Annotated in this window: 19 protein-coding genes; 7 read left to right on the top strand and 12 right to left on the bottom strand. The window is 72.8% G+C overall.

The genetic code is table 11. The features are described 5' to 3' along the window. Positions 1-32: 32 nt before the first annotated feature. From D4B81_RS05075 to D4B81_RS05055, 5 genes are all read right to left on the bottom strand, one after another. Positions 33-1412, bottom strand: a complete 1380-nt coding sequence (locus tag D4B81_RS05075; protein ID WP_122261366.1) for a DUF6395 domain-containing protein — start codon at positions 1410-1412, stop codon at positions 33-35. 123 nt (positions 1413-1535) lie between these two features. Further along, positions 1536-3848: a beta-xylosidase/alpha-l-arabinosidase gene (locus D4B81_RS05070; RefSeq protein WP_122261365.1), complete on the bottom strand. Its 2313-nt coding sequence runs from the start codon at positions 3846-3848 to the stop codon at positions 1536-1538. An 83-nt stretch (positions 3849-3931) separates the two neighbouring features. Then, positions 3932-4792 (bottom strand): carbohydrate ABC transporter permease, encoded by an 861-nt coding sequence (locus tag D4B81_RS05065; protein ID WP_122261364.1) that lies wholly within the window; start codon positions 4790-4792, stop codon positions 3932-3934. Beyond that, a complete protein-coding gene (locus tag D4B81_RS05060; RefSeq protein WP_122261363.1) occupies positions 4789-5772 on the bottom strand; it encodes a carbohydrate ABC transporter permease in 984 nt (327 codons plus the stop codon). The genes D4B81_RS05065 and D4B81_RS05060 overlap by 4 nt, the downstream gene beginning before the upstream one ends. A 14-nt stretch (positions 5773-5786) precedes the next feature. Beyond that, a complete protein-coding gene (locus D4B81_RS05055; RefSeq protein ID WP_122261362.1) occupies positions 5787-7100 on the bottom strand; it encodes a sugar ABC transporter substrate-binding protein in 1314 nt (437 codons plus the stop codon). A 163-nt stretch (positions 7101-7263) separates the two neighbouring features. Here D4B81_RS05055 and xylA point away from each other — a divergent pair, with 163 nt between their 5' ends. Genes xylA through D4B81_RS05035 form a run of 4 tightly spaced genes read left to right on the top strand, consistent with a single transcriptional unit; the run spans position 7264 to position 11645 of the window. After that, positions 7264-8457 carry a xylose isomerase gene (gene xylA, locus D4B81_RS05050; RefSeq protein ID WP_237565821.1) on the top strand — a complete coding sequence of 398 codons (1194 nt, stop codon included), beginning with the start codon at positions 7264-7266 and terminating at the stop codon, positions 8455-8457. A 3-nt stretch (positions 8458-8460) separates the two neighbouring features. After that, positions 8461-9936, top strand: coding sequence for a xylulokinase (xylB, locus tag D4B81_RS05045; protein ID WP_122261361.1), 1476 nt, complete (start codon positions 8461-8463; stop codon positions 9934-9936). Between the two features lie 48 nt (positions 9937-9984). Next, on the top strand, positions 9985-10749 hold the full coding sequence (locus tag D4B81_RS05040) for a hypothetical protein (RefSeq protein WP_237565820.1): 765 nt from the start codon (positions 9985-9987) through the stop codon (positions 10747-10749). Continuing rightward, entirely contained in the window at positions 10746-11645 is a 900-nt protein-coding gene (locus D4B81_RS05035; RefSeq protein ID WP_122261359.1) for a hypothetical protein, read from the top strand. Before D4B81_RS05040 ends, D4B81_RS05035 begins: the two co-directional genes overlap by 4 nt. On the opposite strand, the gene D4B81_RS05030 is transcribed toward D4B81_RS05035, so the two are convergent. Then, positions 11578-13866 carry a hypothetical protein gene (locus D4B81_RS05030; protein ID WP_161964989.1) on the bottom strand — a complete coding sequence of 763 codons (2289 nt, stop codon included), beginning with the start codon at positions 13864-13866 and terminating at the stop codon, positions 11578-11580. The two genes, D4B81_RS05035 and D4B81_RS05030, sit on opposite strands and share 68 nt — an antisense overlap. Before the next feature lie 108 nt (positions 13867-13974). On the opposite strand from D4B81_RS05030, the gene D4B81_RS05025 reads away from it, so the two are divergent. Continuing rightward, positions 13975-14445, top strand: a complete 471-nt coding sequence (locus D4B81_RS05025; RefSeq protein ID WP_122261357.1) for a PPOX class F420-dependent oxidoreductase — start codon at positions 13975-13977, stop codon at positions 14443-14445. Between the two features lie 122 nt (positions 14446-14567). Here D4B81_RS05025 and D4B81_RS05020 read toward each other — a convergent pair whose 3' ends face one another. Then, on the bottom strand, positions 14568-15329 hold the full coding sequence (locus D4B81_RS05020; RefSeq protein ID WP_237565819.1) for a sulfite exporter TauE/SafE family protein: 762 nt from the start codon (positions 15327-15329) through the stop codon (positions 14568-14570). Between the two features lie 88 nt (positions 15330-15417). Between D4B81_RS05020 and D4B81_RS05015 the strand changes: the two genes are divergently transcribed. Together D4B81_RS05015 and D4B81_RS05010 are read left to right on the top strand one after the other, a co-directional pair. Then, a complete protein-coding gene (locus tag D4B81_RS05015) occupies positions 15418-16911 on the top strand; it encodes a CoA-acylating methylmalonate-semialdehyde dehydrogenase (protein WP_122261446.1) in 1494 nt (497 codons plus the stop codon). Positions 16912-16963: 52 nt separating this feature from the next. Continuing rightward, on the top strand, positions 16964-18328 hold the full coding sequence (locus D4B81_RS05010) for an aspartate aminotransferase family protein (protein ID WP_122261355.1): 1365 nt from the start codon (positions 16964-16966) through the stop codon (positions 18326-18328). Positions 18329-18330: 2 nt separating this feature from the next. Here D4B81_RS05010 and D4B81_RS05005 read toward each other — a convergent pair whose 3' ends face one another. From D4B81_RS05005 to D4B81_RS04985, 5 genes are read right to left on the bottom strand one after another with little or no spacing between them, the layout of a single operon-like run. Beyond that, on the bottom strand, positions 18331-19338 hold the full coding sequence (locus tag D4B81_RS05005) for a LacI family DNA-binding transcriptional regulator (protein ID WP_237565818.1): 1008 nt from the start codon (positions 19336-19338) through the stop codon (positions 18331-18333). A gap of 8 nt (positions 19339-19346) precedes the next feature. Beyond that, complete coding sequence (locus D4B81_RS05000) at positions 19347-20798, bottom strand: GH1 family beta-glucosidase (RefSeq protein WP_122261354.1); 1452 nt, start codon at positions 20796-20798, stop codon at positions 19347-19349. Continuing rightward, the gene (locus D4B81_RS04995; protein WP_122261353.1) at positions 20795-21610 is read right to left on the bottom strand and encodes a carbohydrate ABC transporter permease; all 816 of its coding nucleotides are present in this window, start codon (positions 21608-21610) and stop codon (positions 20795-20797) included. The genes D4B81_RS05000 and D4B81_RS04995 overlap by 4 nt, the downstream gene beginning before the upstream one ends. Further along, the gene (locus D4B81_RS04990) at positions 21607-22557 is read right to left on the bottom strand and encodes a carbohydrate ABC transporter permease (RefSeq protein WP_122261352.1); all 951 of its coding nucleotides are present in this window, start codon (positions 22555-22557) and stop codon (positions 21607-21609) included. The genes D4B81_RS04995 and D4B81_RS04990 overlap by 4 nt, the downstream gene beginning before the upstream one ends. Before the next feature lie 41 nt (positions 22558-22598). After that, positions 22599-23906, bottom strand: a complete 1308-nt coding sequence (locus tag D4B81_RS04985; protein ID WP_122261351.1) for an ABC transporter substrate-binding protein — start codon at positions 23904-23906, stop codon at positions 22599-22601. Between the last annotated feature and the right edge of the window lie 93 nt (positions 23907-23999).

Raw genomic sequence — 23999 nt, 5'->3', positions numbered from 1 at the left:
GCGTCCGGACCGGGCGACGGTCCAATCGCGGGTCAGCGCGCCGGTGCCGACCGGCGCCGCCCGAGCCGGGCGCGCACCTCGCGGCGCGCCCGGTTCCAGGCCCGGCGCGCCCGATCACGAGGAGGGTGCGCCGCCATCCAGCGCTCCAGCTCGACCTGGGCGGCGGCCCGCCGGTCGTCCGGCACGGTGACGTCGTAGGCGCGGACGGCCGCCTCCTCGTCCGCGCTCATGGGCGGGGCGAACCGGTGGACCTCCTCGGTGATGGCGGGGCGGTAGCGCTCCGGGAGGAGCTGGAGCGCCGGCTCGTAGGAGCGGACGAGCCAGTCGCGCGGATCGGGGCCGGCCTTGGCCGCCACCAGCCGCAGGAGGTCGCTGCGACCGCCCTGGGCCAGGTAGCGGTGCACGCCGTGGGCCAGCACCGGCTCGACCTTCATCGGCTCGGCCAGGAGGTGCTGACGTGCCTCCCGATCACGCCACTGCCGCTCCAGCGCACTGTCGCCGGGCCACCTGCCGCTCACCGTGGCGGCCAGCAGCGTCTTGCGGGTGCACTTGGGGCACCGTCCGCACGGGCGCCCCAGGCGGGGGCCGCGCACGCAGGACTGGGCGGCCTCCCCGAGCGGGTGCTGGTGGACGATCGCGCTGGTCACCACCTCCGACACCCCGGCGACCGGCACGCACACGGGCAGGCCCAGGACGTCGAGCACCGGTCCCCACTCGGCGACGAACGGCGACTGGGCGTAGTCGCGGTACCGGCCCCGCTGCAGCCGGTAGGTGGCCTCCAGGGGCGCGCCCCAGGCGACGGCGTCGAGGCGGCGGACGTCGGCGTGCAGCAGCAGGGGGACGGCCGTGGTCAGGTCGTGCGGGAAACCCGTGGGGTTCCGGAGGTACTCGACGTCGCTCGGCACGACGGTCACCGGGCGCCTGTGCCGCCGCAGGACCTCGCACGACTGCAACGCCGCCCGTCCGTCCATCATCGTGGCCCGACGCTCGTCCTCCGGCGTCTGCCGGGAGAGGTGGTAGCTCTGGGTGGTGCCCGGCATCAGGACGAGGGCCGCGACGCTGTCCGTGCCCCCGCTGAAGCAGAGGCCGGGGCTACCGTCCTGCGGGGCCGGGCGGGGGGAGCCCTCCCCCACGTGCGCCAGCCTCAACCGAGGACCGGAGCGGACGGCGTCGGCCAGCTCCCGGCTCGCCGGGACGGAGCAGGAGAAGGGGGTGGACCGGTGCACCCACGGGCGGGCGCAGAGGAGCGCGCTGACGACGAGGAGGTCCGGGTGCACCTGCCCCGGCGGGACGTCGAGCAGGAAGCTGGCGCTGCGGCGTGCGAGCTCGACGCGCCGGCCGGTGCGCTCGGCGGCGCCCGGCTCCAGCGTGAAGGTCACCCTGCCGGGCGTGTGCTCGACCTCGACGTGCATCAGCCGGTCCGCGGGTCGTCGGCGCGGTCCACCGGCACAGGAGTCACGCAGCGGAGACTACGGCCGGCCGGGGCGGCTGTCGACCGGCCTCGCCGGTCCCGGCACGGACGCTCCCGCGAGGCGTCAGATCCCCGTCCCGACCTCCACGGTGGTGCGGCGCGGGTCGTGCAGCGCCACCTCGTGCACGCCGCCGGTCAGCATGACGGTGCGCAGCTGGCGGCGGTCGGTGACGCAGTCGCCGACCCACACCTCCACCTCCCCAGGCTCGACGACCCGCCGCCCGTCGCGGACGGTGAACGAGAGGCGGGAGGGCGGCACCCGCAGCGTCAGGGTGCGGGACTCACCGGCGGCCAGCCGGACGCGGGCGTAGCCCACGAGCTGGGCCACCGGGCGTGTCACGGAGGCCACCAGGTCGCGGGCGTAGAGCTGGACGACGTCGTCCCCGGGGCGGTCCCCCGTGTTGTGCACGCGGACCCGCACGACGACGTCGTCGGCGGTCGAGCCGGCGAGGACGTCGAGGTCGGTGAGCTCGAAGGTCGTGTAGGACAACCCGTGCCCGAACGGCAGCGCCGGTCGGCTCGAGAGGTTCGTGACGTCGGAGTCGCCGCCCAGCGCGGGGTGGAGGTAGGTGTAGGGCTGGCTGCCGGCCGACCGCGGCATGCTGACCGGCAGGTGCCCGGAGGGGTTGACCCGGCCCGAGAGCACCCCCGCGACCGCGCCGGCGCCCTCCTCGCCCGGGAAGAAGGCCTGGACCACGGCGGCGCACGAGCCCAGGGCCCAGTCCACGGCGTAGGGGCGCCCGGTGACGAGGACGAGGACGACGGGGGTGCCGGTCGCCACGACCTCCTCGACGAGGCGGCGCTGCACGCCCGGCAGCTCGAGGTCGTCGCGGTCGCAGCCCTCCCCGGAGGTGCCGCGCCCGAAGAGCCCCGAGGAGTCACCCACGACGAGGACCGCCACCTCGGCCTCCCGCGCCGCGGTGACCGCCTCCTCGATGCCGGTGACGTCGTCGGAGTCCACCTCGCAGCCTCGTGCGAACCGCACCTGGACGTCCGGCCACTCGCCCGTGAGCGCCTCGAGGACCGTCGGGACCTCGATGCCCGGCTCGGTGCCGGGGTGCTGCGGGATGACATGGTTGACGAACGCGTAGCAGCCGAGGAGGGCCGCCAGCCGGTCGGCGTTCGGGCCCAGGACCGCGACCCGGCGCGGAGCCGCGAGCGGGAGCGTCCCGTCGTTGGACAGCAGCACCACGGACTCCTCGGCCAGCCGGGCGGCGAGCGCCCGGTGCTCGGGACCGTCGAGGTCGACCTCGGTCGGCGGCTCGTCCTCGAAGGTGGCCCCGAGCAGCCCGAGCTCGGCCTTCTGCTCCAGCGCCCGGGTGCAGGCCCGGTCGACGAGGGACTCGTCGACCGCACCGGAGCGCACCGCGGCCGCGAGCGGGCCGAGGTAGGCGTCACCGGTGGGCAGCTCGACGTCGACGCCGGCGAGCAGCGCCTGACCGGCGGCGTCGCCGAGGTCCGCGGCGACGTGGTGGAGCAGCGCGAGGAAGGCGACCCCGAAGTAGTCGGCGACGACGGTGCCGTCGAAGCCCCACCGCTCGCGCAGCACCCCGGTGAGCAGGGTCGGGTCGGCGGCGACGGGGACGCCGTCGATCTCGCTGTAGGAATGCATGACCGACCGCGCGCCGCCCTCGACGACAGCCATCTCGAAGGGCACCAACAGCACGTCCTCGAGCTCGCGCGGCCCGGCGTGGACGGGGGCGAAGTTGCGCCCGGCCTGCGAGGCGGAGTAGCCGACGAAGTGCTTGAGGGTGGCGTGGATCCCTGCGGACTGCAGGCCCACGACATACCCGGTCCCGACGGTGGCGACGAGGTAGGGGTCCTCGGAGATCGCCTCCTCGACCCGCCCCCAGCGGGGGTCGCGGACGACGTCGAGCACGGGCGCCAGCCCCTGGTGCACACCGAGCTGCCGCATCGAGCGGCCGACCAGGGCCGCCGCCTCGGTGACGAGGTCGGGGTCGAAGGTGGCACCCCAGGCGAGCGGGGTCGGGTAGGTGGCCGCGCCCCACGCGGACAGCCCCGTCAGGCACTCCTCGTGGACCAGCGCCGGTATGCCGTGCCGCGTGCTGCTCACGATCCAGCGCTGGAAGTCCCACAGCCAGCGGGCCCGCTCGAGCGGGTCCACCGGCCGGGTGCCGTAGACCCGGGTCAGGTGGCCCAGTCCGGAGGCGGCGACGTCGTGGAGGCTCTTCGGCTCGACGAAGGCGCCCTGCAGCGGCGCGACCGCGTCACCGTCACCCTTGTCCCAGAAGCCGACGATCTGGGCCAGCTTCTCCTCCAGGGTCATCGACGCGACGAGGCCCGCCACGTCGGTGGGGTCCTCGGGGACCGCGACGGTGCTGGTGCTGGTGTCGGGCTGCGCGGTGGTCTGGCTCATGGGGCAGGTCTCTCTGGGCGGAGGTGTGGGGGGGCCGGGCGGGTCGGCAGGGTCACGGGCGGGTCAGGGGCGGTCGAGGACGGTCAGCCCTTGACCGCGCCCTGCAGGCCGCTGACGATCCGCTTCTGCATGGCGAGGAAGAAGATCAGCGCGGGGATCATCGCCAGCGTGGTGAAGGCGAAGACGCCGGCGGTGTCCGAGGAGTACTGCGAGGAGAAGTCGGCCACGCCCAGGGGCAGCGTCTTCATGTCTCCCCGCAGCAGGAGCAGGGGCAGCAGGTAGGCGTTCCAGGAGCCGACGAAGGCCAGCACCCCGACGGTGATCGCGCCCGGCGCCGACAGCGGCAGCAGGATCCGCCAGAAGAACTGCAGCCGTGAGGCGCCGTCCACGGTCGCGGCCTCCTCCAGCTCGCGCGGGATGGCCATCAGGAACGGGCGCAGGATGACGATGGTCATCGGCAGCGCGAACGCCGCCTGGGGCAGCGCGACGCCCCACCAGGTGTTGCCGAGGCTCAGGTCACGGGTGACGAGGATGAAGAGCGGGATGATCGCGACGGTGGCCGGGAAGAGCAGGCCGACGACGAAGACCATGAACAGCGGCTCGCGCCACCGGAACTGGTAGCGGGCCAGCGGGTAGGCGGCCATCAGGCCGAGGACGACGGTGACCACCGTGGTGATCACGGCCACTGCCACGGAGTTGAGGGCATAGGTCCAGAAGGCGCCCTCGGTGACGACGCGGCGGTAGCTGTCCAGCAGCCAGGGGTCGGGCAGGCCGGCGGGGTCGGCGGCCAGCTGCGCGTTGCTGCGGAAGCCGCCGAGCACGGCATACAGGACCGGGCCCAGGGTGATGATCACGACGAGCAGCGCGGCGAGGTAGACCAGCACGCCGCCCTCGCGGCGGCCGCTGCCCTCGCGGGAGCCTCGGGTGACGGGAACGGCGCTCATCGGACCCCCCGGACGACGTCGGCGTCGTCGGTGTCGCGCCGGAGCACGAACCGCTGGTAGAGGAGAGCCATCACCAGGGCGATGACGAAGAGGACGACCGACGCGGCGGCGGCGATGCCGTAGTTCTGCCGCTTCGTGCCCTCGTTGACGAGGAAGGTGGCCATGGTCGTCGTCGCGTTGGCGGGTCCGCCGCCGGTCAGGATCCACACCATGTCGAAGAGCTGCAGCGAGCCGATCATCGACAGGAAGGCCCACATCCGGATGGTCGGACCGAGCAGCGGGATGGTGACCCGCCACTGGGTCTGCCACCAGGTGGCCCCGTCGATCTGGGCCGCCTCGGAGAGCTCGGCCGGCACGCCCTGCAGGCCGGCGAGGAAGAGCAGGACCGCGAGGCCGACGTACTTCCAGGTCAGCACCACGATGAGGGTGGGCATGGCCAGCTCCGGGGTGCCGAGGAACCCCTGGAAGGGCCCCTCGAGACCGACCGTGCCGAGCAGCGTCTCGACGACGCCGCGGCCCGGCTGCAGCAGCTGGAACCAGACGACACCGGCGATGACCTCCGACAGCACGTACGGGACGAAGATGATCGTCCGGAGCACGCCCTGACCGCGCATCCGGCGGTTGAGCAGCAGCGCGATGGCCAGGCCGAGCGGCAGCTGCACGAGGATCGAGAGCACCACGATGAGCAGGTTGTGCCCGACCGCACCGGTGAAGACGTCGTCGGTGAGCACGCTGACGTAGTTCTGCAGGCCGACGAAGTCGACGAGGGGGCCGAAGCCCTTCCAGCGGTAGACGGAGAACTGGACGGCACGCAGGATCGGCCAGACCACGAAGACGGCGAAGAGCAGCAGGGCCGGGGCGGTGAAGCCCACGATCTCCAGCGCCATGCGCCAGTCGCGACCCCGGGCCCCCGCCGGCCGCGAGGCGCGGCCGGCGGAGGGATCCGTGGTCGCCCGGGGGGCGACGGGGAGGACGGTCATCGTCAGGCGGGCGGTCAGCCCGCGGAGTCCGCCGCGGCCTGGGTGTCGGCCACGATGTCCTGCGGGGTCGCCTGACCGGCGAACATCAGCTCGATCGCGTCGTTCATGGCCCCGCCGACGGACTGGACGAAGGCGGTGTCGAAGTAGAGCTGGACGTAGGGGGCGCTGTCGCGCACCTCGAGCAGACCGGCCAGTGCCGGGTCCTGGACCGCGTCGCCGACGTTGGGGTTGGTCGGCAGGCCCATGTCCCGCTCGGCGAAGCCCCTCTGGACCTCGTCGGAGAGCAGGAAGCGCACGAAGTCGACGGCCTCGTCCGGCGCGTCGGCGGAGACGCCCCACGCGTCGCCGCCGCCGAGCTGGGCCTCGGGATCACCCTGGCCACCCTCGACCTGCGGGAACGGGAACCAGCCGAGCTTGTCGCCCAGCCCCTCGCCGTCCTCCGTCAGGCCGGCCATCACGCCCGGCTCCCAGTGGCCCTGCATCTCCATCGCCACCTGCTCCGTCGCGAGCAGGCCCGAGGCGCTGGTCGGACCGGACTGGGCGGGGGTGGACAGGAACCCGCGGTTGAACGGCTCGGCGGCGATCAGCCGCTCGACGTCCTCCCCGGCGCTGATGAAGCACTGGTCGGAGAAGTCGAGGGACTGGACGGCGCTGGTGAGCACGTCCTCGGCGCAGTGCCGCAGCGCGAACTGGTACCAGTAGTGCGCGGCCGGCCAGCCGTCGCCCGCCCCGACCGAGATCGGCTCCATGCCGGCGGCCTTGAGCTGGTCGATGGCCTCGTACATCTCGTCCCAGGTGGCGGGCGGCTCGGTGATCCCGGCCTCCTCGAACATCTCGGTGTTGTACCAGAAGCCCACGACGCCGACGGAGAACGGCAGCGCGTAGACCCGGTCCTCGACCGTCCACCCCTGGACCGTGCCGCCGAGCAGCTCGATCTCCTCCGCGGCGTCCTCGGTGAGGTCACGGGTCAGCCCGGCCTCCACGTGGTCGGCGAGCTCGCCGCCGCCGCGCTCCATGTAGATGTCCGGGGCGTCGCCGGCCTGGAAGGCCGCGTCGAGCTGGGTGAGCATGTCCTCGTGCTGCATCGCCTCGACCTGGATGGTGATGCCGTTCTCCTCGGCGAAGTCGTCGGCCAGCTGCTGGTAGTACTCCAGCCCCTCCCCGGTGTTGGAGTTGTGCCACCAGGTGATCGTCGTGTCGCCGGCGGCGGCTCCCCCACCCGTCGACCCGCCCTCGTCGACCTCCTCACCACCGTCGCCGCCGCAGGCGGCGAGAGTGAGAACCAGGCCTCCCGAGGCCATCAGGCTCAGTGCGCGGGTCATCTTCATGGTCATGCTCCTCAGCGTCGAGTGAGTTCCGTAGCCTGAATCTGCCAGTTAGTTGCGCCGCGTGTCAAACGTTATCGATAACGATTTCGCAACGGTGACGGTGGGGTTGCGCGCGAGCCTGCGACTGGATAGTTTTGACGCACAACCAACCAAGGAGGCTCTCGTGCCCACCACGCTCGCCCAGGTCCCGTTCACCTTCGGCCTCTGGACCGTCGGCTGGTCCGCCCAGGACCCGTTCGGTGACGCGACCCGCGCCCCGATCGACCCCGTCGAGTCCGTCCACCGCCTCGCCGAGCTGGGGGCCTCCGGCGTCACCTTCCACGACGACGACCTCGTCCCGCTGGGAGCCTCCACCGCCGACCGGGACGCGACGCTGGCGCGGTTCCGCACCGCGCTGGAGGAGACCGGTCTCACGGTGCCGATGGTCACCACCAACACCTTCAGCCACCCGGTGTTCAAGGACGGCGCCCTCACCAGCAACGACCGCGGCGTGCGCCGGCTCGCCCTGCGCAAGGTGCTGCGCCAGGTCGAGCTCGGTGCCGAGCTGGGAGCGGCCACGTTCGTGATGTGGGGCGGCCGCGAGGGGGCGGAGTACGACGGCGCCAAGGACCACAAGGCCGCGCTGGACCGCTACGCCGAGGGCGTCGACGCCGTCGCGTCGTTCATCAAGGAGCGCGGCTACGGGATGCGGATCGCCCTCGAGCCCAAGCCCAACGAGCCCCGCGGGGACATCCTCCTGCCGACGGTGGGCCACGCCCTGGGCTTCATCTCCACCCTCGAGCACGGGGACATCGTCGGGCTCAACCCCGAGGTCGGGCACGAGCAGATGGCCGGGCTCAACTTCACCGCCGGCATCAGCCAGGCGCTGTGGCAGGGCAAGCTCTTCCACATCGACCTCAACGGTCAGCACGGGCCGCGCTTCGACCAGGACCTCGTGTTCGGGCACGGCGACCTGCTGTCGGCGTTCTTCACGGTGGACCTGCTGGAGAACGGCTTCCCGGGCGGCGGTCCGCGCTACGACGGCCCCCGGCACTTCGACTACAAGCCCTCGCGGACCGAGGACCTGGAGGGGGTGTGGGTGTCGGCGGCCGCCAACATGGAGGCCTACTCGCTCCTGGCCGAGCGGGCCGTCGCGTTCCGCGCCGACCCGCAGGTGCAGGAGGCGATGCGCGCCTCCGGGCTCGAGGAGCTGGCCCGCCCGACCCTGGACGAGGGCGAGTCGCCCGCCTCGCTGCTCCGGACCGAGGGCGACCTCGGCGTGGAGATCCTCGAGGAGTCCGAGCGGCTGGGCTCGCGCGGCTACGCGCACGTCCACCTCAACCAGCTCGCCCTGCGCCACCTCCTCGGAGCCGTCTGAGGTATGCCGCTCGTCGCCGGGATCGACTCCTCCACCCAGTCCTGCAAGGTCGTCGTGCGGGACGCCGCCAGCGGGGACCTGGTGCGCTCCGGGCGTGCCGCCCACCCCGACGGCACCGAGGTGGACCCGGAGGCCTGGTGGCGGGCGCTCGGGGAGGCGGTCGCGCAGGCGGGCGGCCTGGATGACGTGGCAGCCGTCTCGGTGGCGGGGCAGCAGCACGGCATGGTCGCGCTCGACGAGGCGGGGCAGGTGGTCCGCCCGGCGCTGCTGTGGAACGACACCCGCTCCGCCCCGCAGGCCGAGCGTCTGGTGGAGGAGCGCGGGGCGGCCTGGTGGGCGACGACCACCGGCTCGGTACCGGTCGCGTCCTACACCGTGACCAAGCTCGCGTGGCTCCGCGAGCACGAGCCGCAGCACGCCGACCGTACGTCGGCAGTCGCCCTCCCCCACGACTGGTTGACCTGGCGGTTGCGCGGGACCGGCCGGCTCGCCGACCTGACCACGGACCGGTCCGACGCCTCCGGCACCGGCTACTGGCACCCGGCGGCCGGCCGATACCTGCCCGACCTGGTCCGAGAGGTCCTGGGTCGGGACGTCGGGCTGCCGCGCGTCCTCGGGCCGGCCGACAGCCCCGGGACCACCAGGGGACGCAGGCTCGACGCCGGCGCCGCCGCGCGCGGACCCGCCGCACGCGGAGCCGGCGCGGACGGCATACCCCTCGGCCCCGGGGCGGGGGACAACGCCGCGGCCGCGCTCGGCCTGGGCGCCGGCCCCGGTGACGTGGTGCTCTCGGTCGGCACGTCGGGGGTGGTGTCCGCGGTCACGGACCGGGGTACCGCAGACGTCAGCGGCCTGGTGAGCGGCTTCGCCGACGCCACGGGCCGCTTCCTGCCCCTGGCGTGCACCCTCAACGGCGCGCGGGTGCTCGACGCGACCGCCCGCCTGCTGGGCACGGACGTGAGCGGGCTGGACACCCTGGCTGCCCAGGCTCCGGTGGGCGCGGGCGGGCTGGTCCTCGTGCCGTACCTCGAGGGTGAGCGCACGCCCAACCTGCCGCTGGCCACGGGCTCCCTGCACGGGCTCACCCTCGGCACCACGACGCCCGCGCACCTCGCCCGCGCGGCCGTGGAGTCGATCGCCTGCCTGCTCGCCGACGCGGTGGACGCCCTGGCGGCCGAGGGGGTGCTGGCGCGGCGCTTCCTCCTCGTGGGTGGCGCAGCCCGGTCGCTGACCCTGCGGCAGGCGCTCGCCGACGTGCTCGGCACGCCGGTGCTGGTGCCGACGCCGGACGAGTACGTCGCCAACGGCGCCGCCCGGCAGGCCGCCTGGGTGCTCGCGACGTCCCAGGCCCCGCCCCCCGACTGGCCGCTGCACGAGACCGTGCTCGTGGAGCCGGGTCCGGGCGGCGACGGCGCGCGGGTCCGGGAGCGCTACGCCGAGGCCCGCACGCACGTCCTGGAACGCCCGCAGGACAGCTGACCCGAGACCTCTGGTGCTACGCTGTGTAGTAGTGCTAGGAGGCACGAGATGGGTGTCGACGTCCGAGGACGGTCCGCAGGCCCTCCAGCCGCAGGAGGTGTCCGGAGCTCGCCGTCCACCGCGCGTGCGCGTGACGGGAGCGGCTTCGGCGCCGGGGTGGCCCTGGCCACGGCGGCGCTCACGCTGGTGACCTTCGCCCTGGCGCTCACGGCGCTGCCGGACAAGGTGCCGTACCCCTTCACCGACGAGGTGATCGTGGCGCAGTGGCCGGGTGACTACCTCTGGATGTTCCCTGCCATGGTGCTCATGGTGCTGTTCGTCGCGCTCGTCGCCGTCGTGCACCAGCACGTCGAGCCCGAGCGGAAGGTCTACACCCAGATCGCCCTGTGCCTGGCGACGATCGCCGCGGCCGTCCTCCTGATCGACTACTACGTCCAGTCGTCGGTGATGCCGCTCGCCCTGGAGAAGGGGCAGCTGGACGGCTGGGCGCTGTTGACGCAGTACAACCCCGGCGGGGTCTTCATCGCGCTCGAGGAGCTGGGCTACCTGCTCATGAGTCTGTCCCTCCTCTGCCTGGCGCCGGCGCTGTCGGCGGGGTCGCGCGTCGAGCGGGTGCTCAGGTGGGTCCTCGTGGCCAGCCCCGCCTCCGTGGCAGCAGGTCTCGGAGTGGTGTCGGTGGTGCAGGGCCGGGACCGCGGTGACGTCTTCGAGATCCTCGTGATCAGCATCGTCTGGCTCACCCTGATCGTGGCCGGGCCTCTGCTCGCGGTCGTCCTGCGCCGTCCGGTGCCGGTCGAGGGTCGGCGCCCGTGACGAGCGCGGTCGCGGGTCGCCCGCGGACGGGCCTGGCCGCTCGTTCGGTGCTGGCCTGGTCGGTCCCGATCTCGCTCCTGGTGCTCGTGTGCAGCGTCGCCGGGCTGACGGACCCCCGCGTCTACGCCCAGGAGACGGTGAACTGGGCGACGCAGGCCAGGGGCCAGGACGTGGGCAACCTCGTCGCGGTCGTCGTCCTCCTCGCAGCGGCGGTGCGGCACGCGCACGGGTCCATGCGGGCCGGCCTCGTCTGGCTGGGAGCCCTGCTCTACCTCGTGTACGCCTTCGTCGTCTACGCGATGGCGGTCCACCTCAACTACCTGTTCCTCGCGTATGTCGCTGTGCTGGGGCTCAGCGCGTGGGCGTTGGTCGTGCACGTCGGGCCACTGCGCAGCGGCGGGTTCGACTTCCCCCACCGGACGTGGACGCGGGTCGCCGCGGGCGTCAGCGTGGGCACCGGCGTCCTCTTCGCAGCCCTCTGGCTGGGCGAGCTCGTCCCTGCGGCCGTCACCGGGACGGTGCCCGACAGCCTCACCGAGGCCGGGCTGTGGGTGAACCCCATCCACGTGATCGACCTGTCGATCGTGCTGCCGGCCCTCGTGGTGACGGGTGTGGGCGCCTGGCTCGGCCGGCCTGGGGGGTTGTTCTGGCTCGGGCCGTGGCTCGTCTTCTCGGCGCTGATGGGTGCCAGCATCGTCGTCGCGATGCTGCTGATGCTGGGGACCGAGGGGGCTGCGGCCATACCGCCGGCCGTGATGGTCTCGTTCTTGGTGGCGGTCAGCGTCGGCGCCGTGACGGCATACCTGCGGCGGGTCCGTGAGGTGGGTGTCAGAACGGTGGCGGGTCATCCTGCGCGTTCCAGGTCGTCGTCCGCGGGGCCGGGTCCGGTTCGGTGAACGGGTCCGTCCAGTGCGCCGCCCTCAGGATGGTCGACGCAGGGACGGAGATGACCTGCTCGGGTGTCGGCGTGCCCGGCCGCGGTCCGGAGATCTTGCGACCGTCCCGCTCCCGGGTGCGACGCAGCCAGACGGCCGGGTGCCGCCGCCCGGGCAGCGTGTCGTCGCCGTCGGGGTCGTCGTCGGAGGCCTCCAGGGGTGCACCGACCTGGCGCGCGGTGAGTGCGGCGTAGGTCAGCCAGGACGCGAGCTGCCGGCGGTCCTCAGCGCGCAGTCCCACCGCGTTGCCCGGGTGCGTCGACTCCCCCGCCTCCACCTGGCTCACTCCTGTGGAGAGGTACTGGCGGTAGTCGTGGACCCGCGTGCGGTAGACGCGCCCGAAGAAGGAGGTCCAGGTGACGTCGCGCAGACGGCCGATGGTCGCGGCCCACTCCTTGCGCGTCTTGCGCAGGTGGGAAGCCACGTCCAGCGCCTGGAGATTGGTCTCGCTCGTCTCCCCGCCCGCGAGGTACTCGAGGACGTGGTCGAGCTGGGAGTCCCGGGCCAGGGTGGCCGACCCGAACCCGCGGGACGTGACATCGGCCGCCAGGATCTGCTCCCGCATGAGGCGGTCCGGCTGGTACCTCGCCACCGAGCGCTCGACGCAGCGCCCGTCGGCCGGGTCGACGAGGATCCTCGAGAACGTCGTCCCGGGTGCCAGGGCCATGGCACGCAGCGCTGCACCGGTCAGGAAGACCGGGGTCCTCGACAGCACGTGCCCCACCCCCTCACGCCTCCGTGGTCCCGGAGACCGGGCGGGCGCGGACGACCGTGGTGGGGACGTCGGCTGCGTACCCTCACCGCCTCCCCCGCAGACGCACGATCCCGAGAGCCACGGCTGCCCCGTGAGGGTGTCCCACGGGACGATGACCTGGAGGTGGTACGACGGTGTGCCGGTGAGCACCTGGGCCAGGCGCTCCAGCTCCTCGGGCGCGATCAGGTCGTCTCCCCATCGATCGCCCTCGTCGACGCCCCCGGAGGCAGTCTCGACGCCCCCGACGGTGCCCGCGACGCCCCCGGTCGCCTCCTGGCCGCCGAGGGGAAGCACCCCGTGCAGCAGGAGGGCATGAGCGAGGTCTGCACGGAGCTGGGCCACGGTGCGCCCGTCCCCGCCCTGACGCAGCGTGGTCGCCAGGAGGTGCAGCCGGTCCGCGCACGCCGCCGAGGTGGCGGCGTCACCCCTCACCACCACCTGGCCCTCGCCGTCGTCGTCGATCAGGGCGAAGGCGTCGCGCTCCTGCCGCCTCGCCGCCCTGCGTCTCGCCTCGGCCTCCGCGTCAGCGCCCCGCGCGCGGGCGATCTCCCGGGCGAGCGCCTTGACGAAGAGCGCGTCCTGCCAGGGATCGCTCGTCAGGCTGCCCTCCGGGTCCAGCCGCTCCACGGCTGCGTCGGCGGCCTGGGGGTCGGTGGCGAAGAGCGCTCGCGCGACCAGTGCTGCGTCCTCGTGCGGCAGCATCCGCGTGTCCCTCCAGAACTTGTCGACCTGCCACCACGACGCGATCCCTGAGTGCAGAGCCTGGTCGACCGCCCGACGGGTGGTTCGGGGCGTCAGCGCGATGGCCACCAGCTCGCGCGACTTGCCCCGACCCCACCCGGTGAGTGCGGCGATCTCCTGGCCGGCAGTCATCTTCGCCCGGCGGCGCCAGTCCTCCCGCCGGGTCCTGGACAGCTCGTCCGGGTCTGCCACGCCCTCCTCCTCGAGCAGCACCTCGGCGGCCCGAGCCGCCAGCTCGCCTGCAGCGTGCAGACGCCCCGCAGCCATCCTGCTCATCAGCACGTGCATGGCTTCGATGCCGGTCAGGCACTCCTCCGCCGGGATCGAGGACGTGCCGCCGAGGAAAGGTGCTGCCAGCGCGAACAGATCGGCGGAAGGGCGCTCACGCACCGGTACCTCGGTGCCCTCGGCCCGCCCAGACGTCCCCGCCACCTCCGCCCTCCCGGCACCCTCGGCCCCGGCGACCCCCTCCTGCACGTCGTCCACGTCGTCAACACGTCGCAGCCACCGCACCCGGACCACCCCGTCCAGCCCGACGACCGCGTGGTCACGCCACCGGGGAGGCACGACGTCCTCCGTCAGCCACCGCGCACCGTGGGGCACGTCGCCGCTCACCCCGAGGCCCTGCACCAGCATCGCCGGCCGAGCGGTGTCGGCCCTACCGCCACGTCCAGTCATCTCCTCCACGAGACTCCCCTCCCGTCCTCCCCTGCTGACACCAACTATAGAACACCTGTACGACATACCTGCGGAAGCGCGCTGCGTGTCGCGGACTCCACCGGGCAGACTGACCCCATGCCACGCACCATCGCCACGACCACCGACGTCGGTCTCCAGGAGCTCCTGGACTTCGTCCGCCCGCGCCACAACCTCGTCCTCATCACCAGTCGCTCCGACGGGCGCCCCCAGGCCTCGCCCGTGACCGGGGGCGTCGACGACCGAGGCCGGATCGTCATCTCGACCTACCCCGAGCGGGCCAAGACCACCAACGCCCGCCGCGACCCCCGGGTGAGCGTCGTCGTCCTCTCCGACGACTTCGGCGGCGCGTGGGTGCAGGTCGACGGGGAGTGCGAGGTGATCGACTGCCCCGAGTCCGTCGAGCCGCTCGTCGACTACTTCCGGGCGGTGGCCGGTGAGCACCCCGACTGGGCGGAGTACCGCGAGGCGATGGTCGCTCAGGGCAAGTCGCTGCTGCGCATCACCCCGACCCGCTGGTCACCCGTCGCCACCGGCGGCTTCCCGGCCCGGCTGGTCGAGGACAGCTAGACCCTTCTGCAGGAGGCGCGGGTATGCCGCCTCCCACCCCCAGGTGAGCACCCGCCGACCAGGTGAGCACCCGCGGACGACCGCGCTAGACCCGGGGGCGGCGAGCGAGGGCATACCGCCTCTCACCCCCAGGTGAGCACCCCCCGGACGACCGCGCTCAGCCCCCCGGCCGCCGCCAGCAGGGTGGCCGTCCGCCGGGCCGCCGACGCCGAGACCCGGGACACCAGCACGCCCCCGACGGCGATCCCGACCAGGACGGCCGCGACGGCGAGCGCGACCAGCCACCACGGCGGCGTCCACGTGGTCACCGGGGTCATGACCGTCTTGGCCAGCACGGACAGGGCACCCATCGTCATGTAGACCGGCTGCATCGTGGCCGCGAACCCGGCCTGGCCCCACCGCACCAGCCGCGCGTGCACGACCATGACCGGTGCCGCCACGCCCGCCGTCGTGTTGAAGGCCGCACCCAGGAACCCGGCGGCCGGGGTCACCCACGGCCGTCGCACCTCCGGCAACCGCCCGAGCAGGGCCGCCAGCGAGCTCAGGCCCAGCGCCACCAGCACGATGGCCCCGACCAGGACCTGCAGCGCCGACGCCGGCACGTTCCCGACGACCAGCGCCCCAAGCGCCGCACCGGGCACCGCGAACACCCCGATCAGCAGCGCCCGCCGCCACTCGACGTCGCGGCGCACGGCCAGCGTCAGCAGCAGCGCCGACACCGTCGTCGTGGCGTTGGCCAGCAGCACCCCCGGCGCGGCCCCGAGAAGCACCGCGAGCAGGGGCGCGACGACAAGCCCCATCCCCGTGCCGGAGACCCGCTGCAGCGACGCCCCGACGACGATCGCCGCCACCATGACGAGCACGGTGACGGCGGTGAGCTCCATGCCGCCCATCGTGCCCTGTCACCCGCCCCGGCCGGGGCAGGACCCGTGGAGGGCGGACCGTTGCGGGTCTAGGGTCGGTCCCATGACACTGCAGACCCTCGGACACTGGATCAACGGCCAGGAGGTCGCCGCCCCCGCGGACGCCCGGACTCTTGACGTGCACAACCCCGCCACCGGCAAGGTCGTCCGACGGGTCGCCCTCGCCGACGCCGACCAGGTGGGCGAGGCGGTGGCCGCCGCCGCAGCCGCGTTCCCCGGCTGGCGGGACACCGCCCTGTCTCGGCGGGCCGCCATCCTCTTCCGCTTCCGGGAGCTGCTGAACGCGCGCCAGCCCGAGCTGGCGGCGCTCATCACCGAGGAGCACGGCAAGGTCCTCGCCGACGCGATGGGCGAGGTGAGCCGCGGCCAGGAGGTCGTCGAGTTCGCCTGCGGTATGCCGCACCTGCTGAAGGGAGGGTTCACCGAGAACGCCTCGACCGGCGTCGACGTCCACTCCGTGCGTCAGCCGCTGGGCGTGAGCGCGATCATCTCCCCGTTCAACTTCCCGGCCATGGTGCCGATGTGGTTCTTCCCCGTCGCCATCGCGGCCGGCAACACGGTGGTCGTCAAGCCCTCGGAGAAGGATCCCTCGCCGGCCAACTGGCTCGCCGCGCTGTGGGCCGAGGCGGGCCTGCCCGAGGGTGTCTTCAACGTCGTCCACGGCGACAAGGAGGCCGTCGACGCCCTCCTCACCGACCCGCAGGTCGCCTCCGTCTCCTTCGTCGGCTCCACCCCGGTGGCCCGCTACGTCTACGAGCACGGCACCGCCTCCGGCAAGCGCGTGCAGGCCCTGGGCGGCGCGAAGAACCACATGCTCGTGCTGCCCGACGCCGACCTCGACCTGGCGGCCGACGCCGCGGTCAGCGCCGGCTACGGCGCCGCGGGCGAGCGGTGCATGGCCATCTCCGCCGTCGTCGCCGTCGACTCGATCGCCGACGAGCTGGTCGCCAAGATCAGCGAGCGCACCCAGGGGCTGCGCGTCGGCGACGGCACCCGCAGCTGCGACATGGGCCCGCTCATCACCGCCGAGCACCGGGACAAGGTCGCCGCCTACGTCGACGCCGGTGAGGAGGCCGGTGCCACCCTCGTCCTCGACGGTCGCACCGTGGACCCCGACGCCGAGGGTGACGGGTTCTTCCTCAACCCGACGCTGCTCGACGACGTCACCCCCGACATGACGGTCTACACCGACGAGATCTTCGGGCCGGTGCTCTCCGTGGTCCGCGTGGAGGGCTACGAGGAGGGTCTGCAGCTGATCAACGGCAACCCCTACGGCAACGGCACCGCGATCTTCACCAACGACGGCGGCGCGGCCCGGCGCTTCCAGAACGAGGTGGAGGTCGGCATGATCGGCATCAACGTCCCCATCCCGGTCCCGATGGCGTACTACTCCTTCGGCGGGTGGAAGAACAGCCTCTTCGGCGACTCCCACGCGCACGGGACCGAGGGCGTCCACTTCTTCACCCGCGGCAAGGTCGTCACCAGCCGGTGGCTCGACCCCAGCCACGCCGGCCTGCAGCTCGGCTTCCCCACCAACGCGTGAGCCAGCCGGTCCGCCAGCCACCCGCTCACCCCGACCCCCGGAGGCCGCACCGATGACCACCGACACCACCCCGATCTCGGCGACCGACCTCGAGGCCGGCCGCCGCGCCCACGAGCTCGACCGGGCCCACGTCTTCCACTCCTGGCAGGCGCAGGCGCTCTTCCAGCCGATGACGGTCCTCGCCGCCTCGGGGTCCTACGTCTGGGACGGCGACGGCAACCGCCTCATCGACCTCTCCTCCCAGCTGGTCAACACCAACATCGGCCACCAGCACCCGGCCGTCGTCGCGGCCATCCAGGAGCAGGCCGGACGCCTGTGCACCGTCGCGCCCCAGCACGTCAACGACGCCCGCTCGGAGGCGGCCCGCCTCATCACCGAGCTCACGCCCACCGGGCTGGACAGGGTGTTCTTCACCAACGGCGGCGCGGACGCCGTCGAGCACGCGATCCGGATGGCCCGGTTGCACACGGGGCGGACCAAGGTGCTCTCGGCCTACCGGAGCTACCACGGCGGGACCCAGCTGGCCGTGAACGTCACCGGCGACCCGCGCCGCTTCGCCAACGACTACTCGGCCGAGGGCGTCGTCCACTTCATGCCGGCCTACACCTACCGCAGCTACTTCGGCTCGACCACCGAGGAGGAGGAGACCGAGCGCGCGCTGCGGCACCTGGAGGACCTGATCGTCCTCGAGGGTCCGACCAACATCGCGGCGCTGATCCTCGAGACCATCCCCGGCACGGCGGGCATCTACCTGCCGCCTCCGGGCTACCTCGCCGGGGTGCGGGAGCTGACGCACCGCTTCGGCATCGTCCTGATCGCCGACGAGGTGATGGCGGGCTTCGGGCGCAGCGGTGCGTGGTTCGCCTTCGACCACTGGGACCTCGAGCCCGACCTCGTCGCCTTCGCCAAGGGGGTCAACTCCGGCTACGTCCCGCTCGGCGGTGTCGCGATCCGGGACGAGATCGCCGCGACCTTCGACGAGCGCGCCTACCCGGGCGGCCTGACCTACTCCGGGCACCCGCTCGCCTGCGCGGCCGCCGTCGCCACCATCACCGCGATGCGGGAGGAGGGGATGGTCGACAACGCCGCCCGGCTGGGCCGCGAGGTCATCGGGCCGCGCCTGCGTGAGATCGCCGAGCGCCACCCCAGCGTCGGCGACGTCCGCGGCCTCGGCTGCTTCTGGGCCGTCGAGCTCGTGAGGGACCGGGAGACCCGGGAGCCGCTGGCGCCCTACGGCGGCAGCTCACCCGCGATGACCGAGCTCACCGCCGCACTGCGCACCGGCGGCGTGCTGCCCTTCGTCAACTTCAACCGGGTCCACGTCGTCCCGCCGCTCAACATCCCCGACGAGGACCTGCACGCCGGCCTCGACGTGCTCGACGAGGCGCTCTCGGTGGCCGACGCGCACGTGGGCTGAGGTCAGGCGGTCCCGCCCTCCACCAGCCGGGTCGGGAGCACCTCCGGCGCCACCTCCTCGCCGCGCAGCAGCCGCAGCAGCAGCTCGGTCGCACGGACGGCCATCTCCGAGACCGGGTTCTCCACCGACGTCAGCGGCGGTCGGGTGAGCGACGCGGCGGCCGAGGCGTCGAAGCCGACGAGCGCCACGTCCTCAGGGACCCGCCGGCCGGTGGCCTGGATCTCGGCCATCGCCGCGGCCGCCATCAGGTCGGAGGCCACGAAGACCCCGTCGAGGTCCGGGTGAGCGGCGAGCAGGCGCCGCATCGCCTCCGCCCCGCCCTGCGACGTGAAGTCCCCGGTCTCGACCGCGTCGGTCGGCAGACCCGCCCCGGTCAGCGTGTCCCTCCACCCCTCGAGCCGGTCGATCCCGGCCGCCATGTCGGTCGGCCCGGTGATCGTGGCGATCCGCCGGCAGCCGCGCTCCACCAGCCGTCGCGTCGCGATGCGCCCGCCCTCACGGTTGTCGACGTCGACGTAGGCGAAGGCCGGCCCCTCGGTCAGCGGCCGCCCGACGAACACCGTGGGCAGCCGCGTCTCGGTGAGGACCGAGACCAGGCCGTCGCCCCTGTGCGCGCTGACGACGATCACCCCGTCGGTATGCCCGGCGCGCAGGTAGCGCTCCATCCGCGCCGCGTCCCGGGCCGGCTCGCCCAGCAGCAGCACCATCTGAAGGGGGGTCCCCGCGAGCCGCGAGCTCACCCCGCGCAGCATCCCGCTGAAGAACGGGTCGGCGAAGATGCGCTGGTCGGGCTCGTGGATCAGCACCGCGACCGAGTCGGGCTCGCGGACCACGAGGGACCGCGCCGCCCGGTTGGGCAGGTAGCCCAGCTCGGCGATCGCCGAGGTCACCGCCTCCCGCGCGCTCTCGCGCACCCGGGGGTCGTCGTTGACGACGCGCGAGGCGGTCGCCCGCGAGACACCCGCCCGGGCGGCCACGTCCTCCAGGGTCGGTGGTCGTCGCGCGCTCACTCAGGTCCTCACTCCGCCGTGGCCCCCGCTCCGTTCCGGCTGCGGATCAGCCCCGATCCTGCCACGTCGGCGTACCACCGGGCGCTCGCCTTGGGAGTCCGCCGCTGGGTGTCGTAGTCGACCCGCACGATCCCGAACCGCTTGGTGTAGCCCCAGGCCCACTCGAAGTTGTCGAGGAGGGACCAGACGAAGTAGCCGTTGACGTCGGCCCCCCGGGCCAGCGCCTCGTGCACGGCGCGCAGGTGCCGGTCGAGGTAGTCCACGCGGTCCCGGTCCTCGACGTAGCCCGTCGCGTCCGGCACGTCGTCCATCGCCGCGCCGTTCTCGGTCACGGTCAGCCGCACCCCCAGCGGCCCGGTGTAGTCCTTGTGCAGCCGCAGCAGGAGGTCGCTCAGCCCGTCCGCCGAGATCTCCCACCCCATGTCCGAGACGGGTATGCCGCGTCGCACCACCGCGACGTGCTCGGACCCGACCGACGGCGAGGGCAGGTCGTGGCGCCGGGCCTGCGCCGCCGCGAGCGGTGCCCGCTCCGGCGGGCAGCCCGCGGTGACCGCCTGGGTCGCGTAGTAGTTGACGCCCAGCACGTCGATCGGCGTGGAGATGACCTCCAGGTCACCGTCCTGCACGAGGTCCTGCGGCCACAGGTCGCCCAGGTCCGCGAGCACGTCCTGCGGGTAGGCGCCGAGCGTCACCGGCTCCACGAAGAACCGGTTGGCCAGCCCGTCGAGGCGGCGGGCCGCGTCCTGGTCCCGCTCGGACGCCGGGTCCAGGGGCTGGGTGTCGGTGAAGTTCAGCGTCAGCCCCAGGCTGAGGGAGGGGTCTCGGCGGCGCAGCTCCTGGGTGGCCAGTCCGTGGCCGAGCAGCAGGTGGTGCGCCGCCCGGAGAGCCGCCTGCGGCTCGGTGCGACCCGGCGCGTGCACGCCGGCGGCATACCCGAGGAAGGCCGAGCACCAGGGCTCGTTGAGGGTCGTCCAGTAGTGCACCCGGTCCCCGAGCGCGTCGTGCACGGCCGCCGCGTAGTCCACGAACCGCAGCGCGGTGTCACGCTCCGGCCAGCCGCCGGCGTCCTCGAGCGCCTGCGGCAGGTCCCAGTGGTAGAGCGTGAGCCAGGGCGTGACGCCCGCCCCGAGCAGCTCGTCGACGAGGCGCGAGTAGAAGTCCAGCCCGGGCCGGTTCAGGGTGCGCCCGTCCGGCAGGATCCGGGTCCAGGCGAGGGAGAACCGGTATGCCGTGAGGTTGAGCTCGCGCATCAGCGCCACGTCGTCGGGGTAGCGGTGGTAGTGGTCGCACGCGGTCAAGCCGTCGTGGCCGTGGAGGACCTTGCCCGGCATCCGCGAGAAGGTGTCCCAGATGCTCTCGCTGCGGCCGTCGGCGGTGCCGGCGCCCTCGATCTGGTAGGACGCGGTGGCGGCGCCCCAGAGGAAGTCGCCCGGGAAGGACGGTGCGGGACCGGGGGTCATTGCTTGACAGCTCCTTGCATGATGCCGGACACCAGCTGGCGCCCGGCCAGGGCGAACAGCACCAGCAGCGGGACCGTCGCGAGGACGGCCCCCGCCAGCACCAGCGAGTAGTCGACGAAGTGGGCGGCCTGCAGCTGCTGCAGCGCGACGGGGAGGGTGGGGTTGGACGGGCCGAGGACGATGAAGGGCCAGAAGAAGTTGGTCCAGGTCGCCACGAAGGTGAAGAGGAAGAGCATCGAGGCGGCCGGCCGGGCGGCGGGCAGCCCGACGTGCCAGAAGGTGCGGAACATGTTCGCCCCGTCGACGCGGGCGGCCTCGATGAGCTCGGAGGGCACGGCCTGGGCGAGGTACTGCGCCATCCAGAAGACCCCGAAGGCGGTCACCAGGCCTGGGACGATCACCGCCGTCAGCTCGCCGGTCCAGCCGAGCCGGGCCATCACCTGGTAGAGCGGCACCACTCCCAGCTGGGTCGGCACCGCCATGGTGGCGATGACGAAGACGAGGAGCGGTCCGGACCCGCGGAAGCGCAGCTTGGCGAAGGCGTAGCCCGCGAGCGTGGAGAAGAACACCACCGACGCCGAGACGGTCGTGGAGACGATGACCGAGTTGAGCGTGGCGCGCCAGAAGGGGACCGTGTCGAGCACGGTGGCCGCGTTGCGGAAGAAGTTGCCTCCTGGCAGCAGCGGGAAGCGGTCCCGCGCCAGGACCGTGGAGTCGTGGCTGGCCACCACGATCGACCACCACAACGGGAACATGCTGCCGAGGACGACGGCCGCGAGCAGCCCGTAGACGGTCCAGCCGGGGCGTCTCATCGACGGCCTCCCTCGTCGTGGGCGATGCGTCGGGTGAGGAGGAAGTTGACCACGCCGAAGGCGACGATCAGCAGGAACAGGAGCACGGCGACGGCCGACGCCATACCGAAGTCGGCGCGCGTCCAGCCCAGCTCGTAGAGATAGATGGTCAGCGTCTGCCACTGCTGGTCGGCGCCGCCGCGGCCGAACTGGTCGTACATCTTGGGCTCGTCGAAGATCTGGAGGCCGCCGATGGTGGAGGTGATGATGACGAAGATGAGCGTGGGACGCAGCATCGGCACGGTCACCGACCAGAACTGCCGCCACGCGTTGGCCCCGTCGATGGCGGCCTGCTCGTAGAGGTCGCGCGGGATGGCCTGCATGGCGGCCAGCAGGATCAGCGCGTTGTAGCCGGTCCACCGGAAGTTGACCATCGTCGCGATCGCGACGTGGCTGGCGAACCGGTCGGAGTGCCAGCGCACCGGCTCCAGCCCGGCCGTCTCGAGCAGCAGGTTGATCAGGCCGAACCGGTCCGCGAACAGGTTGTTGAAGATCAGCGCCACGGCGACCGGCGCGACGACGTAGGGCAGCAGGACCCCCATCCGCCACAGCGTCCTGGCCCGGAGGTTGCGGTCGAGGAGGGTGGCGATGAGCAGGGCCGCCAGGATCTGCGGGACCGAGGAGAGGACGAAGATGCTGACCGTGTTGGACAGCGCTCGCCAGAAGCCCCGGCCGGTGAGCACGTCGACGTAGTTGGCCATCCCGACGAACTCGCCCTGACCCATGATCTGGTCCCAGTCGTGCAGCGCCACCCACCCGGTGTAGACGAGCGGGAAGAGCCCGGTGACGAGGAAGAGCAGGAAGAACGGGGCGATGTAGAGGTAGGGGGAGACGGTGCTGTCGAGCCGGCCGAGCCGGCCCCGGCCCCGGCGTCCGCCGCGGGGCGGGACCGGGGCCGGGGCCGGCATGGAGTGGCTCGCCGGTGGAGCCGTCGTCGCTGCTCCCACGGTCAGCCCAGCGCCTCCACGGCCGCGACGAACTTCGCCCAGCTGCTGTCGGGGTCGTCCGAGCCGTCGACGTCGACCCGGGTGATGGCGTCCTGAAGGGCCGTGTTGATCTCGAAGTACTTCGGTCCCTTGTGCGGCATCATCGTGACGGCCTCGGCGCGCTCGGCCAGGATCTGGCCGGTCGGGGCGTCGTTGAAGAAGGCGTTGGTGGACCCGAGCAGGACGTCCGACTCGAGCGCCTCGACCTGGCTGGGGAAGGTGCCCTTGGCCTCGAAGGCCTTGATCTGCTGCTCCGGCGCGGTCAGCCAGGCGGCCAGCTTGGTGGCCTCCTCGATGTTCTCGCCCTGGGCCGGCACGGTCAGGTAGGACCCGCCCCAGTTGCCGCCGCCGCCGGGGAAGACGTTGGCCACGTCCCAGCCCTCGACGCCCTCGGCGTTGCCGGCGATGACGCCGAGCATCCAGCCGGGGCAGAGCATCGTGGCGAACTCGTCCTCCTGGAACGAGGAGCTCCAGTCGCTGCTCCACTGGCCCAGCCCGGCCGAGAGCTCGTCGTCGACCGAGGCGGCGAGCACCTGGTCGTAGAGCTCGCGCACCTGCGGGTTCGTGGTGGCGACGACGTTGTCGTCGGCGTCCTCGTAGGCGTAGTCGACCTGGTTGATCATCCCCTGCCACAGGGCACCGGCCGAGTCGTACCAGGCGGCGTCGGAGGCCGCGACGAACTCCTTGCCGACGGCGAAGTAGTCCTCCCACGACTCCCCGAGCAGCTCGGCGACCTCCTCGCGGTCGGTGGGCAGCCCGGCCTCCTCGAAGAGGTCGGCGCGGTAGCAGACGGCCTCGGGGCCGATGTCCGTGCCGTAGCCCATGAGCGTGCCGTCCTCGAGGGTCACCGCCTCGGTCTTCCAGTCCAACCAGCGGCCCTCGACGTCGGCGGAGCTCAGGTCCGCGAACTTGTCGGGGTACTGCTTGAACTCGGTGACCCAGTCGACCTCGATCGCCTCGATGTCGGCGGCCCCGGAGTTCGCGCCCAGGCTGTTGCGCAGCGCGGCGCGGGCGTTGTCGGCGGTGTCCGCCTTGACGTGCTCGACGGTGACGCCGGGGTTGAGGTCCTCGTACTCCTCCAGCAGCTCCTCGTAGCCGAACTCGTTGAAGGTGGCCACGGTCAGCGACACCTGCTCGCCGTCACCGGCCGAGGCAGCGTTCCCGTCCCCGCCGTCGTCGCCCGCGTCCGAGGCTCCCCCGCAGGCGGCGAGCACGAGGCTCGCGGCCGTGCCGGCAGCCAGCAGGAGGTAGGGGGAGGTACTGCGTCTCATCGCGACTCCTTTGTCCGTGGCAAGCACCCCGGCCCGGTCGTGGACCTTTGTGAGAGCGCTCTCACGACTGACTATGGCGGTGCCGGATCCTTC

The organism is Ornithinimicrobium cerasi, from assembly GCF_003702705.1.
Lineage (GTDB): Bacteria > Actinomycetota > Actinomycetes > Actinomycetales > Dermatophilaceae > Ornithinicoccus > Ornithinicoccus cerasi.
The sequence above is the reverse complement of the archived record's forward strand: the minus strand, read 5'-3'. Positions and strand labels throughout refer to the sequence as shown.

Coding starts and splice junctions, on each gene's coding strand:
- D4B81_RS04985 (WP_122261351.1), bottom strand. CDS start 23,906: ATGAGACGCAGTACCTCCCCCTACCTCCTGCTGGCTGCCGGCACGGCC.
- D4B81_RS04990 (WP_122261352.1), bottom strand. CDS start 22,557: ATGCCGGCCCCGGCCCCGGTCCCGCCCCGCGGCGGACGCCGGGGCCGG.
- D4B81_RS05020 (WP_237565819.1), bottom strand. CDS start 15,329: ATGGAGCTCACCGCCGTCACCGTGCTCGTCATGGTGGCGGCGATCGTC.
- D4B81_RS05055 (WP_122261362.1), bottom strand. CDS start 7,100: ATGAAGATGACCCGCGCACTGAGCCTGATGGCCTCGGGAGGCCTGGTT.
- D4B81_RS05060 (WP_122261363.1), bottom strand. CDS start 5,772: ATGACCGTCCTCCCCGTCGCCCCCCGGGCGACCACGGATCCCTCCGCC.
- D4B81_RS05065 (WP_122261364.1), bottom strand. CDS start 4,792: ATGAGCGCCGTTCCCGTCACCCGAGGCTCCCGCGAGGGCAGCGGCCGC.
- D4B81_RS05075 (WP_122261366.1), bottom strand. CDS start 1,412: ATGCACGTCGAGGTCGAGCACACGCCCGGCAGGGTGACCTTCACGCTG.
- D4B81_RS05010 (WP_122261355.1), top strand. CDS start 16,964: ATGACCACCGACACCACCCCGATCTCGGCGACCGACCTCGAGGCCGGC.
- D4B81_RS05025 (WP_122261357.1), top strand. CDS start 13,975: ATGCCACGCACCATCGCCACGACCACCGACGTCGGTCTCCAGGAGCTC.
- D4B81_RS04995 (WP_122261353.1), bottom strand. CDS start 21,610: ATGAGACGCCCCGGCTGGACCGTCTACGGGCTGCTCGCGGCCGTCGTC.
- D4B81_RS05040 (WP_237565820.1), top strand. CDS start 9,985: ATGGGTGTCGACGTCCGAGGACGGTCCGCAGGCCCTCCAGCCGCAGGA.
- D4B81_RS05070 (WP_122261365.1), bottom strand. CDS start 3,848: ATGAGCCAGACCACCGCGCAGCCCGACACCAGCACCAGCACCGTCGCG.
- xylB (WP_122261361.1), top strand. CDS start 8,461: ATGCCGCTCGTCGCCGGGATCGACTCCTCCACCCAGTCCTGCAAGGTC.
- D4B81_RS05000 (WP_122261354.1), bottom strand. CDS start 20,798: ATGACCCCCGGTCCCGCACCGTCCTTCCCGGGCGACTTCCTCTGGGGC.